Annotated in this window: 10 protein-coding genes; 7 read left to right on the plus strand and 3 right to left on the minus strand. The window is 69.0% G+C overall.

Features of this window, described 5'->3' with window-relative positions:
* Positions 1-13: 13 nt before the first annotated feature.
* Complete coding sequence (locus Q9G87_RS09785) at positions 14-1663, plus strand: AbfB domain-containing protein (protein WP_305915925.1); 1650 nt, start codon at positions 14-16, stop codon at positions 1661-1663.
* Here Q9G87_RS09785 and Q9G87_RS09790 read toward each other — a convergent pair.
* Together Q9G87_RS09790 and Q9G87_RS09795 are read right to left on the minus strand one after the other, a co-directional pair.
* Positions 1647-1976, minus strand: a complete 330-nt coding sequence (locus Q9G87_RS09790) for a substrate-binding domain-containing protein (RefSeq protein ID WP_305916338.1) — start codon at positions 1974-1976, stop codon at positions 1647-1649. The genes Q9G87_RS09785 and Q9G87_RS09790 overlap by 17 nt on opposite strands.
* Positions 1894-2166, minus strand: coding sequence for a hypothetical protein (locus Q9G87_RS09795; RefSeq protein ID WP_305916345.1), 273 nt, complete (start codon positions 2164-2166; stop codon positions 1894-1896). Before Q9G87_RS09795 ends, Q9G87_RS09790 begins: the two co-directional genes overlap by 83 nt.
* A 272-nt stretch (positions 2167-2438) precedes the next feature.
* On the opposite strand from Q9G87_RS09795, the gene Q9G87_RS09800 reads away from it, so the two are divergent.
* Together Q9G87_RS09800 and Q9G87_RS09805 are read left to right on the plus strand one after the other, a co-directional pair.
* Positions 2439-5255 (plus strand): glycosyl hydrolase family 95 catalytic domain-containing protein, encoded by a 2817-nt coding sequence (locus Q9G87_RS09800; RefSeq protein ID WP_305915926.1) that lies wholly within the window; start codon positions 2439-2441, stop codon positions 5253-5255.
* A complete protein-coding gene (locus tag Q9G87_RS09805) occupies positions 5252-7504 on the plus strand; it encodes a glycosyl hydrolase family 95 catalytic domain-containing protein (protein WP_305915927.1) in 2253 nt (750 codons plus the stop codon). The genes Q9G87_RS09800 and Q9G87_RS09805 overlap by 4 nt, the downstream gene beginning before the upstream one ends.
* A gap of 85 nt (positions 7505-7589) precedes the next feature.
* Here the strand turns inward: Q9G87_RS09805 and Q9G87_RS09810 are convergent, their stop codons facing one another.
* Positions 7590-8711 (minus strand): ROK family protein, encoded by a 1122-nt coding sequence (locus Q9G87_RS09810; protein WP_305915928.1) that lies wholly within the window; start codon positions 8709-8711, stop codon positions 7590-7592.
* A gap of 78 nt (positions 8712-8789) precedes the next feature.
* Between Q9G87_RS09810 and Q9G87_RS09815 the strand changes: the two genes are divergently transcribed.
* Genes Q9G87_RS09815 through Q9G87_RS09830 form a run of 4 tightly spaced genes read left to right on the plus strand, consistent with a single transcriptional unit; the run spans position 8790 to position 13035 of the window.
* The gene (locus Q9G87_RS09815) at positions 8790-10058 is read left to right on the plus strand and encodes an ABC transporter substrate-binding protein (RefSeq protein ID WP_305915929.1); all 1269 of its coding nucleotides are present in this window, start codon (positions 8790-8792) and stop codon (positions 10056-10058) included.
* Complete coding sequence (locus tag Q9G87_RS09820; protein ID WP_305915930.1) at positions 10059-10946, plus strand: carbohydrate ABC transporter permease; 888 nt, start codon at positions 10059-10061, stop codon at positions 10944-10946. It abuts the gene before it with no gap.
* On the plus strand, positions 10943-11758 hold the full coding sequence (locus tag Q9G87_RS09825) for a carbohydrate ABC transporter permease (RefSeq protein ID WP_305915931.1): 816 nt from the start codon (positions 10943-10945) through the stop codon (positions 11756-11758). The genes Q9G87_RS09820 and Q9G87_RS09825 overlap by 4 nt, the downstream gene beginning before the upstream one ends.
* Complete coding sequence (locus Q9G87_RS09830) at positions 11755-13035, plus strand: Gfo/Idh/MocA family protein (RefSeq protein WP_305915932.1); 1281 nt, start codon at positions 11755-11757, stop codon at positions 13033-13035. Before Q9G87_RS09825 ends, Q9G87_RS09830 begins: the two co-directional genes overlap by 4 nt.
* The last annotated feature ends 21 nt before the right edge of the window (positions 13036-13056 follow it).

Consider the following 13056-nt stretch of genomic DNA (forward strand, 5'->3'; position numbering starts at 1 on the left):
AAGGAGAGAGATCATGTCCGCTCGCACGCCCCACATCAGCCGCCGGACAGCGCTCAAGACGGGGCTCGCCGCCGGTGTCGGCGCGGCCCTGCTCACCCGCGCCGAGCCCGCCGCCGCGGCCACCCACCCCGGCCTGCTGCACACGCAAGCCGACTTCGACCGTATGCGGGCCCAGGTCAACGCCGGCGCCCAGCCGTGGAAGGCGGGCTGGGACCGGCTCGTGGCCAACGCCCACTCCCAGAGCACCTGGACGCCCCGCCCCACCGCGACGATCATCCGGGGCGGGGACGGCCAGAACTACCCGCAGCTCTACAACGACATCCACGCCGCCTACCAGAACGCGCTGCGCTGGAAGATCAGCGGCAGCACGGCGCACGGCAACAAGGCCCGCGACATCCTCAACGCCTGGTCGGGAACGCTCACCACGATCACCGGCAACGCCGACAGGTTCCTGGCCGCGGGCATCTACGGCTACCAGTTCGCCAACGTCGGCGAGATCATGCGCGGATACAGCGGCTTCGACCTGGCCCGCTTCCAGCGCATGATGCTCAACGTCTTCTACCCGCTCAACGACTCCTTCCTGCGCAACCACAACGACGCCTGCATCACCAACTACTGGGCCAACTGGGACCTGTGCACCATGAACTCGGTTCTGGCCATCGGCGTGCTGTGCGACCGGCAGGACCTCATCGACCGGGCGGTCACGTACTTCAGGACCGGCGCGGGCAACGGCTCGATCATGCACGCCATGCCGTTCCTGCACAGCGGCGGTCTCGCGCAGTGGCAGGAGAGCGGGCGCGACCAGGGCCACACCGTGATGGGCGTCGGCCAGATGGGCGCCTTCTGCGAGATGGCCTGGAACCAGGGCATCGACCTGTACGGCTACGCCGACAACCGGTTCATGAAGGCGTGCGAGTACATTGCCAAGTACAACCTGGGGGAGGACGTCCCGTTCACCGCCTACACCTGGGGCACCGGCCAGAACTGCGCCCAGCAGACGCACACCGTCATCTCCTCGGCGGGCCGCGGCCACGTGCGCCCCGTCTGGGAGACGGTCTACAACCACTACGCGGTCAGGCGCGGCCTGCCCATGCCCTACGCGGCCTCGTTCGTCGCCCAGCTGCGGCCCGAAGGCGGCGGCGGTGACTACGGGACCACCAGCGGCGGCTTCGACCAGCTCGGGTTCGGCACGCTCACGCACGCGAGAGCCGCCGGCGCCGCCACCCTCCCGACGGGGACGACGCGATCATTACGGTCGGTCAACTATCCGGCCCGCTTCATCAGGCACCAGAACTACCTCGGCTACCTGCACGAGGTGAGCGCCTCCAGCGACGCCCAGACCCGGCAGGACGCCACCTTCACCCTCGTGCCCGGCCTGGCCGCGCCGAACGGCTACTCCTTGCGCGCGGCCAACGGGCAATATCTGCGCCACTACGACTTCCGGGTGCGCCTGGCCGCCGACGACGGGACGGCCACATTCAAGAGCGACGCCACCTTCTACGCCGTCCCCGGCGTCACGAGCGGCTCGGTGCGCCTCGAATCGAGCAACTACCCCGGCCGCTACCTGCGGCACCGCAACTACGAGCTCTGGGTGGACGCCGACGACGGCACGAGCGGCTTCCGCGACGACAGCTCCTTCACGGCCGTCACCGCCTGGGCCTGACCGGTTCGCGGGCGGGTGGCGCGACGGACTGGCGCACCACGACGTGGGTGCCGAACACGACGTGCTGCTCCGAGCCGCTGCGCGCCCGCCCCTCCTTCAGCTCCAACGCCAGCCGCACGGCGCTGCGGCCCAGCTCCTCGTACGGCACGCGTACAGTGGTCAGCTGCGGCCGCAGGTCCGTCTCCAGCGGTATGTCGTCGTAGCCACGAGCGAGATGTCCTCGGGCACGCTCAGGCCCGCCTCGAAGATCGCCGCCATGGCGCCGCCCGCGACGTCGACAGGCACGCCGTTGTCCTCCAGCGCCCGCCGGTATCCCGCGAGCCTGCCCGCGGTCGTGGTGAACGCGGGCGGCCCGCCTCCTGCTCGGCGCCGTGCACGGCGGCGGCGAAGGCGGGCCCGCGCACGTCGTTGATGATGAACGCCACCGTCTGGGTGCTGCCCGCCACCAGCGCCCGGGCATGCGTGTTCGCGACGTAGTTGAGCTCCTTGACGGCCCATTGCACCGCTGCCGGGTGGCGTGCGCCCGCAGTATAGACAACGTTTTCTACTGTGGGCGGGAACGGGGCGGCTCGTGCTGCCGCACCGATCCAGACAACGTTTTCCTAGTCCCTAGGCGGTTCACACAGGCGTAGTCAAGTGGTGAGAAGGGTCTTGACAGAGGCGGTCGTCCGATTAGATGTTCTCAGTCATCGGTTGTATCGCCCCGTCACGACAGCCCCTCGGAGGAGCGATGTCGGAAAATCCTGGCTCTCGACGTACATTCCTCGGAGGTCTGGTGTTAGGAGGCGCCGCAGCCGCACTCTCTCCCGCATCGCCCGCCGCCGCGTCCACCACCGAGCTGTTCGAGCGGACTGGTCTCCTGCCGATTCGCGATGAGATGCGCAACGACGGCCCTTGGGCAAAGTTCCTCCGTGACCAGGACCTGGTGTGGGCACGCCTGCCGCGCCAGTGGCACGAGGGCCCGTTCCTCGGCAACGGTCTGCTGGCCTCCACGATCTACATCCCCGACGGTCAGAACGGGGTCCGCTTCGACGTCCAGCACAGCGAGGTGCAGGACCACCGCCCCGACATCGACGCCAAATACGGCCTGTGCCGCTTACCCATCGGCTATCTGACCCTCCAGCCCAAGGGCACGATCAAGGCCGTCGACTGGCGCCTGGACCTGTGGAACGTCGAGCTCAAGGGCACCGTCACCACGGACCTCGGCACGATCGCGTTCACTGCCTTCGTGCACGCCGAGCGCGAAATCATGCTGATCCGCGTCAAGCCGGACGCCGCCGAGCGGGAGACGGCCTGGACGTTCACCCCGCTGCCCTCGATCAGTCCCCGCCAGATCACCAACCCGGATCCGAACTACCAGCCGAACCCGCCCAGCACGCTCAAGCAGGACGGCGACGTCCACCTCTGCGTCCAGCCCTTGCTCGTCGGCGGCCACTACGTCACCGCCTACCAGGAGGTCACCCGCGACGACGAACGCTGCCTGTACGTCACCGTCGCCCACTCTCACCCCGAGGAGACCGCCGAGGCCCCCGCCGTACAGACGATCAAGAGCGCCCTGAGCCGCCCGCCCAGCCTGCTGGCGAAGACGCACCGCGACTGGTGGCACGCGTTCTACCCCAAGAGCTTCATCTCGCTGCCGGACCAACGGCTGCAGAGCTTCTACTGGATCCAGCTGTACAAAATCGCCTCAGCCACCCGCGAGCACGCCCCCGTCATGGCCACCACCGGGCCGTGGCTGCAGCCCACCGGCTGGCCCAACATCTGGTGGAACCTCAACGTCCAGCTCGAATACTGGATGATCAACGGCTCCAACCACCTCGAACTCGACGCGCTCACCCGCACGCTCGACGAGAACCGGCGGGTGCTCATCGACCACGTGCCCGAGCCGTACCGATCCGACTCGGCCGGCGTCTCGCGCAGCTCCGACATGTACGCCCGTGGCGCCCGGCTCGGCATCCCCGGCCAGGGCGCGCCCGAGATCGGCAACCTCACCTGGGCCCTGCACAACGTCTGGCTGTCCTACCGGCACACCATGGACACCGACGTGCTCCGTGACGTGCTGTTCCCGCTGCTGCGCCGGTCGATCAACTACTACCTGCACTTCCTCGCCCCCGGAGCGGACGGCAGGCTGCACCTGCCGACGACCTTCTCTCCCGAGTACGGCGGCGCGCCCGACTGCACCTACGACCTCGCGCTCATCAGGTGGGGCTGCAAGACGCTGCTGGAGTCGGCGGAGACGCTGAAGATCGACGACCCGCTCAAGAGCCGCTGGCGGGAGGTCCTCGACACGCTCGCCGACTACCCGGTGGACCAGAACGGCTACATGATCGGCACTGGGGTGCCGTTCGCCAAGTCCCACCGGCACTACTCGCATCTGCTGCAGATCTATCCGCTCTACGAGATCACCTGGGAGCAGCCGGACAAACGCGACCTCATCGAGAAGTCGCTCAAGCACTGGATCGGCTTCACCGGCGCGCTCCAGGGCTACAGCTTCACCGGCGCCGCCTCGATCGCCGCCCAGCAGGGCAAGGGCGAGGACAGCCTGCACTACCTGCGCGAGCTCATGCGCCAGGGCTTCATCAGGCCCAACACCATGTACCGGGAGGGCGGCGGGCCCGTCATCGAGACCCCGCTGTCGGCCGCCCAGTCGATGCACGACATGCTGGTGCAGAGCTGGGGCGGACTGATCCGCGTTTTTCCCGCCGTGCCCGGTGAGTGGGCCGACGTCACCGTGCACAACTTCCGCACCGAAGGCGCGTTCCTCGTCTCAGCGGTACGGGAGGACGGCGTCACCCGATGGGTGCGGGTCCGCAGCCTGGCGGGGCAACCGTGCCGGCTCCGGCACGGCATCGGCGGCCGGGTCACCGTGCTCGGCGCACGCTGGAAGGATCTGGGCGACGGCGTCATCGACCTGGACCTTCCCAAGGACCAGGAGGCGCTGGTGTCCGCCCAGGGAGTCCGCGACTTCACCATCGCCCCCGTGAAGATCACCGTCCCCGGTGAACCCTGGGGCCTGCCGCCGATCCCGCCGCCCGGCCCCACCACACCCGCCGACCTGTCGTCCCATTTCGACAACGACGGCGTCTCGGCCCACGAGTCCATGACCGACGGGGACTACGACGGGTCGGGCTACACCTACCCGGGAGAGGAGCTCCCGCCCGCGGGGCCGTACACGCTGCAGGGGTTGACCTTCACCTTCCCGGCCCACGGCGACGGCGCCAAGAACAACGTGACCGCCCAGGGGCAGACCATCGCCGTCCCGCCGGGCCGCTACGCCAGGGCCTGGCTGCTCGGGTCGGCTACCTTCGGCGACGCCTCCGGGACGCTGACCGCGACCTACGCGGACGGCTCGACCGGTCAGGTGCCGTTCACCGTGCCCAACTGGACCGGCCAGCCGCCGGCGGGCGGATTCGAGGCCGTGCGCTGCACGCACCGGCACGGCCAGGCGGGGGCCAGTACGTCGAAGGTCGCGCTCTTCGCCGTGCCCGTCACCGTGGACCCGTCCAAGGAGCTGCGTTCGCTGACCCTGCCGGTTCTCGCCCGTCCCCAGCTCCACCTCTTCGCCCTCTCCCTGGAAGGACCCTCCCGATGACCGGAATCACGCGGCGCGCGTTCGTCGTCGCCGCCGGAGCCGCCGCAGGAGCCTCCGCCGTGGTCGCGACCTCGCCCACCGCATGGGCTCACGCCACGGCGGACGGCAAGGACGACGTGCACGGTGACGTGCTGCGGGACGCCGCCATGGTGTGGAAGCGGCTGCCCACCGGCTGGCAGAGCGGGCCGTTCCTGGGCAACGGCTTCCTCGGCGTGCACCTCTACAACAAGGGCGGCGAGGGAAACGTCCTGCGCTTCATGCTGAACCACTCCGTCGTGCAGGACCAGCGAGGACAGTGGGAGGCGGCGATCGGGTACTCGCGGCTGCCCATCGGCTACCTGACGCTGACCTTCGCCGGGACCATCACGGCGGTGGACTGGCGGCTCGACCTGGAGCGGGCCGAGCTGACCGGGACCGTGACGACCACGCAGGGCGGCGTCGAGTTCAGCGCGCTCGTGCTCAACCACCGCAGCCTGCTGCTGGTGTCCATGACGCCGACCCCGGGGGAGGAGGCGGTGGCGTGGGGCTTCACCCCGCTGCCGTCCCACACCACCAGGACGATCCGGCGCCCGCCTGACTACACCGGCAACCCCGAGCCGACGGTCGCCGACGGGCACGTGGAGCAACCCATGCACGCCGGAGGGGGCTACACCACGGCCTGGCGGGAGGTCAGGAACGGCAGCGCGCGGGTGCTCGCGGCCACCATCGCGTATGGGTACCCGGACTCCACGGGCGTCGAGGAGGCGGTACGGGCCGTACGCCAGGTCCTCGACGGCAACCCGGAGGCGCAGGTCGTCGTCCACCGGCTCTGGTGGCAACGCTTCTACCGGCGCAGCCTGCTGTCGGTCCCGGACAAGAAGCTGCAGCGCTTCTACTGGATCCAGCTCTACAAGATGGCCTCGGCCACCAGGGACGGAGCGCCGGTGGTGACCGAGTGGGGACCGTGGTTCCCCGAGGTGGGCAACAGCTGGACCAACATCTGGTGGAACCTCAACGTCCAGGTCGCCTATCCGCTGATCAACGGCTCGAACCACCCGGAACTGGACGCCGTGACGACGACATTCCGGAAATATCACGAGAATCTTGAGCTCAATGTCAACCCGGCCTACCGCGACGGGAAGTCGTACGCGCTGTGCCATCCAGGCGACCGCATGCTCCGCCCGGGCCCACGCTACGTCGGCGTGCCCGGGGTGAGCCCGAACGACCACACCGGCAACCTCACGTGGGGCATGCACAACGTCTGGCTCGCGTACCGCCACAACATGGACGATCAGGTGCTGCGCGACGTGCTGTTCCCGATCCTCACCGGGGCGATCACCTACTACGAGCGCTTCCTCGTCGAGGGGGCGGACGGCCGGCTGCACCTGCCCGAGACCCGCTCACCCGAGTACGCGAACGCCTCCGACGCCACCTACGACCTCTCGCTCATCCGGTGGGGTTGCCGCACCCTCCTCGACAGCGCCGAGCGACTGCGCATCGACGACCCGCGCAAGGGCCGGTGGCAGGAGATCCTCGCGCGGCTCGTGCCGTACCACAGAAACGATCAGGGGGTGATGATCGGGGCAAGCGTGCCGCTGGCCGACTCGCACCGGCACTACTCGCACCTGCTGTGGTTGTACCCGCTGCAGGAGTCGCTCGACAGGCGCAGCTTCGACCACTGGACGAGCATGCGCGAACGGTGGCACGGTTACAGCTTCGCGGCGGCCTCCTCCATGGAGACGTTGTTCGGCAACCCGGAAGAGGCGCTGTCCTACCTGCGGTTCTTCATCGACGGCAACGTCGTGGACAACTGCGCCATCACCCCGAACACCATGTACCGGGAGGGCAGCAACTTCGCCATCGAGAGCCCACTGGCCGCCGCCCAGTCGATGCTCGACATGCTGACCCAGAGCCATGGCGGGGTGGTCAAGGTGTTCCCCGCCGTCTCCGCGACCTGGGCCGACGTCTCGGTCGAACGGCTGCGCACGCAGGGGGCGTTCGTGGTGGACGCCTCGCGGAGTGCGGGGCGTACGGACTGGGTCAGGGTGCGGAGTGAGGCGGGGGAGCCGTTGCGGCTGCGGCACGGCATCGAGGGGCCGTTCGAGGTCCGCGACGAGAACGGCAGGACGCTGCAGTATCGGGGGACGGACACCATCGAGATTCCGCTGCGCAGAGGGGAGATGGCGGTGATCACCCGGCAAGGCCGGCGCCCGTCCGGCCCGCGCGACGTGCCGGCAAACGGCACAGCCCCCGCCTGGGGCCTCCCGTAATCACCTTCTCGGCGCCGGCACGTTATACCGGCCTCAGCACACCGTCCGGCGCCGTGATCATGTGCCCTTCGTCATGGGGATTTGGTCAAACGTCGAAGAGCGTGTGCTCGACGTGATCGAGGGCCAGACGCACGGCGCCGAGCGCCACGGATTCCCCGCCCAGCTCGGAGGTCTCCACCCGCACCGGGAAGAGGCAGAGCTCGGCGAGCTCCTCGCGCAGCGGCTTGGCGAGCAGCTCACCGGCGCCTGAGAGCCCGCCGCCCAGGACGACCAGCTCGGGGTCCATCGTGAGCACGGCCGCGCCCACGCCCTTGGCCAGGTCACGGGCGAAGGCGCGGACGATGGCCGCCGCCTCGGCGTCGCCCTGCCGCACGGCCTCGAACACCCGCTCGGCCGCCTCCGCCGCCGGGACGTCGCCGCCGTAGGCGAGGAAACGGTCGAACGCGGTGTACCACCCGAAGGCCCGCATGACGCCGATCTCGCCGGCGGCGCCGTTGCGGCCCAGGTGGAGCTTGCCGCCGATGAGCAGCCCGGCCGCGATGCTGCGCCCGGCCAGGATGCAGATCACGTCCTTGGCCCCGACCGCGGCGCCGCACCAGTGCTCGGCCAGCGCGGCCAGGTTGGTGTCGTTGCCCACCAGGACGGGCCCGTCGGCCAGGCCGGAGAGCGTGGCAGGCAGATCGACACCTGCCCAGCCGGGCAGCCGGTCACTGATCAGTATCGTGCCGGTGGCGGGGTCGACCACGCCGGTCGTGGCTACGCCCAGCGCCCGCACCCCGCCTGGCTCGACACCGGCGGCACGCAGGGTCCTGCGCACCACCGACTTCGCCGCGGCGATGCGGTCGCCGGTGCTGGTCTCGGGCGTGACGACGGTGCGCCTGCGGTCGACGATGCGCCCTTTGAGGTCGGCGGTGAGCGCCAGCACCTTGTGGGGGCCGATGTCGAGGCCGACGACGTGTCCCGCATCGGCGCGGAATCGGTAGCGCCTGGCCGGCCGGCCGACCGGACGGGGATCCCCCTCCTTGCGCCCTACCTCCTCGACGAGGTCGTCGAGCCCGGCGATCACGTCCTCGACGGTCGCGCGGGAGATGGAGGTGGTCTTCACGAGCTGCGTGAGCGTCAGCTCGTCCGCGCCGTGCAGCGCGCGCAGCACGGCTGCGGAGTTGAGGCGGCGAAGGAGCGCCGGGTCCTGTCCGGTCAAGGTCACGAAGTGATGGTAGGGCATTGCGAATTATTAGAGGAACCCCTAAAAATATATCTGCACCCCTTGAGAGAGGACCCCCAGGTGAAGAAGGCCATAGTGCTGACCACCGCTGCCTTGGCGCTTGTCGCGTGTGCGCCGGCAGGGTCGCAACAACCCGCGGCGAGCGGCAAGAAGGAGATCTCCTTCCTGGTGTTCGAGACACCCAACCTGACGCCGGAGTACTGGGACGCGGCCATCAAGCGCGTCACCGACAAGCACCCGGACATCGCGGTCAAGAAGCTGGTGGCGCCGAGCGCGGGCGAGCGCAACGCCTACGCCAAGCAGCTGCTGGCCTCCGGCCAGCTCCCCGACGTCCTGCAGGCCATCGCGCCCAGCGGGCTCGCCGAGAGCGGCAACCTGTACGCCTGGAGCGAGGAGGAGCTGAAGAACTACACCTACCCGCGCTCCAACCCGCTGGGCGGCAAGATCTACCAGCTGCCCTACAACTCCCAGCCGACCCCGCTGGTCTACTACAACAAGACGCTGTTCGCCGAGGCCGGCGTCACCGCGCCGCCGAAGACGTACGCCGAGCTGCTGGAGGTGTCCGCCAAGCTCAAGGCCAAGGGCGTCAACCCATTCGTGGTGGGCGGCGGCGGCAAGGACGCGTTCGCGGCCGGCTACATCTGGATCGCGCTCGTCGGCGCCGACGTCTACGCCCAGCAGCCGGACTTCCTGGTCAAGCGGCGTGGCGGGCAGGCGAAGTTCAGCGATCCGGTCTTCGCCAAGGCCACGCAGAAGTTCGCCGACCTGGTTGGCAAGGGCTACATCGACAAAGCCGGGCTGTCGCGCGACTACCCGTCGACGGAGAAGGCGTTCCTGGACGGCAAGGGCGCGATGTACCCGATGGGGTCGTGGTTCGCCGCCTCGGCCGACGCCAACAAGCCGCCGTTCGACATCGGGGTGTTCGCCTGGCCCACGGACGACGGCAAGGTCGTCGTGCCGTCGTACACCGGAGGCGGGCCCATCGTGAACGCCAAGTCCAAGAACTTGGAGGCGGCCAGGACCTTCGCCCTGGAGTTCAACCAGAACGCGGCCAACAACGACGTGCTCGTCAAGACCGACGCGGCCATCATCGCGATCAACGGCTACCAGCCGCCGCAGATGGGCCCGGTCTACAACGCCACGCTCGAGGTGTTCAAGTCGGGCCAGGTCGTCAACGCCTTCACGGTCGAGACGGGCGACGACTCCCTGCTGCCCGGGGTGGGCGACAAGGTGTTCGCGCTGGCACAGGAGATCATCGCGGGCAAGACCGACGGCGCCGCCGCGGCCAAGGCGCTCGACGAGGAGTGGGTCAAGGCGGGCGGCCAGTAAATGCCCCTGCGCCACCTGCGGGCGGCCGCCTCGTCGGGACGGCTGCCGTACCTGCTGAGCTTCGTCGCGCCCGGCGTGCTGGTCTACGCCTGCTTCGTGCTCGCGCCGATCCTGCTCAGCTTCGGCTACAGCCTCACCAACGCCAGCCTCTTCGCGACGCGGACCCGCTTCGTCGGGCTGGACAACTACGTGCGCCTGCTCGGCGACCCCGCCTTCCTGACCTCGCTCAAGGTCACCACGATCCTGACGCTGATCATCGTGATCGTGCCGAACGTGGCCGGCGTGGGCGTGGCCGTGCTGCTCGACCGCACCGGCTGGCTCTACCGCGTGCTGCGCAGCGTCTTCTTCATCCCCGTCGTGCTCAGCTCGGTGGTCGTCAGCGTGGTCTGGATGGCCATGCTGCAGGACGAAGGCCTGATCAACCAGCTTCTCGGCGTCCGCGTCGGCTGGCTGTCCGACCCCGATCTGGCCCTGTACTCGATCGGCTTCATCATCAGCTGGCAGATGCTCGGCTTCTGCTCGGTGGTCTACCTGGCCGCGCTGCAGGGCGTGCCGCAGTCGTTGCTGGAGGCCGCCTCGATCGACGGCGCCGGCACGTGGACCCGCTTCCGCAAGGTCACCTGGCCGCTGCTGGCGCCCGCGCTGACCACCAACACGGTGATGCTGCTGATCACCGGCTTCAAGGCGTACGACCACATCCAGGTCCTGACCGCAGGCGGGCCCGGGCTGGGGACCACGGCGACCGTGGCCTTCAACGTCATCCAGATCGGCTTCACCGCCAACCGCACGGGCGAGTCGTCGGCGATGGCCATCCTCATGCTGGTGATCATCGCGACGGTGTCCAGCATCGTGCTGCGCGTGCTCAACCGCCGGGAGGTGGACCTATGAGGCAGCTGCGCCCGCTGGTCGCGATCGCCGTGGCCAGTGCCTTCTTCCTGCCGCTCTACCTGGTCGCGGCGAACGTCTTCAAGCACGGCCCGGACATCACCGCGTCGCCGGCCGCGCTGCCGATCCCGCCGACGCTGGACAACATCACGCAGGCGCTCACCCGCCCGGACAACCTGTTCTGGAACGGCCTGATCAACAGCGTCACCGTGACGTTGTTGTCGATCGTGCTCCTCACGGTCGTCTCGGCCATGCTCGGCCACTACATCTGCCGCACGCCGTCGCGTTTCGCCCGGATCACCCTGTTGGTGTTGCTGGCCGGGCTCATGATCCCGCCCCAGGTGATCCTGGTGCCGGTCACGCAGGTGCTCAACGTGACCGGGCTGATGGGCACGATCAGCGGGCTGGTGCTGTTCAACGTCGGCTATTACGTGCCGTTCGGGGTGTTCGTCTTCTCCGGCTTCATCAGGGCCATCCCGGTCGAGCTCGAGCAGGCCGCCTCGATCGACGGGGCGGGCCGGTTCGGCACGTTCTGGCGGGTGGTCTTCCCGCTGCTGCGGCCGGCCACGGCCAGCGTGCTGATCTTCCTGGGCGTGTGGATCTGGAACGACTTCCTCAACCCGCTCATCATTCTCGGCCCGGCCGGCGGCACCACGGTCACCGTGGGCGTCTACCGCGCGCTCGGCCAGTTCCAGCGGGACTACGGCGGCATGTTCGGCCTGATGGTGCTGTCGGCCCTGCCCATCCTCATTTTCTACTTCCTGCTGCAGAAGCACTTCGTCAAAGGACTCACCGGGGGAGCGGTCAAAGGATGATCAACCTGAGGGACCACATCGGGGAGGCCCTCGACCGGCCGATCACCCTGGCCGTGGTGGGGGCGGGCGCACGCGGCACGGCCTACGCCGAACTGGCCGCGCGGTGGCCCGACCGGGTGCGGGTGGTGGCCGTGGCAGAGCCGCGGGCCGGCGTCCGCCAGGAGTTCGCGGCCCGGCACGAGCTGCCGCCCGAGCGGGTCTTCCGGTGCTGGAAGGAGCTGGCCGACCTCGGCAGGATCGCCGACGCGGTGATCGTGGCGACGCTGGACGCCGACCATCTGGCGCCCACGGAGGTCTTCGCCGGGCAGGGCTACGACATCCTGTTGGAGAAGCCCATCGCCCCCACCGAGTCGGAGACCGTGGCGATCGGCGAGGCGGCCGCCCGCACCGGCGCCATGATCGCGGTTTGTCACGTCATGCGCTACACCCCCTACACGCGCAAACTGCGCGAGGTGCTGCCCAGGATCGGCGACATCGTCAGCATTGAGCACCTGGAGCCCATCGGCTGGTACCACTTTGCCCACTCCTTCGTCCGCGGCAACTGGCGGCGCGAGGACGAGACCACCTTCGCGTTGCTGGCCAAGTCCTGCCACGACATCGACTGGCTCGGCCACGTCGTGGGCCGCAGGGCCGAGCGGGTCTCCTCCTTCGGCGGACTGCGCCACTTCCGCGCCGACCGCCGGCCGGCCGGTGCCGCGGACCGGTGCCTGGAGTGCCCGATCGAGCGCGCATGCGCGTACTCGGCCGTGCGGCTCTACCGCGACGGGCTGCGTCATGGCGGCACCAAGCAGTACTTCACCCGCGTCGCGACCGGCGGCGTGCTCACCGAGGAGGCGGTCACCAGGGCACTCGCCGAGGGCCCCTACGGGCGCTGCGTGTACGCCAGCGACAACGACGTGGTGGACCACCAAGTGGTGACCATCGAGTACGAGGGCGGGATCACCGCAGCGTTCACGATGACCGCCTTCACGCCGCTGGAGAACCGGCACACCAAGCTGTTCGGCACCCAAGGGCAGCTGACCGGCGACGGCCGCTTTATCCGCATTTATGACTTCTTGTCGGAAGAAACGACCACCATCGACACCTCGTTGGACGGCTCCAGCGCGGCCGAGGGCCACGCCGGCGGTGACGCCGCGCTGATCGAGTCGTTCGTCACCGCCCTCCACGAGGGCCGGCCCGAGCTGATCTTGTCCGGCATCCAGGAAAGCGTCGACAGCCACCGTGTCGTCTTCGCCGCCGAACAGGCCCGGCGCACGGCCACCGTACAGACCCTCTGATCCCTTCTGAACGGAGAGACA

Source organism: Nonomuraea turcica (genome assembly GCF_030718205.1).
In the GTDB taxonomy this organism is placed as follows: domain Bacteria; phylum Actinomycetota; class Actinomycetes; order Streptosporangiales; family Streptosporangiaceae; genus Nonomuraea.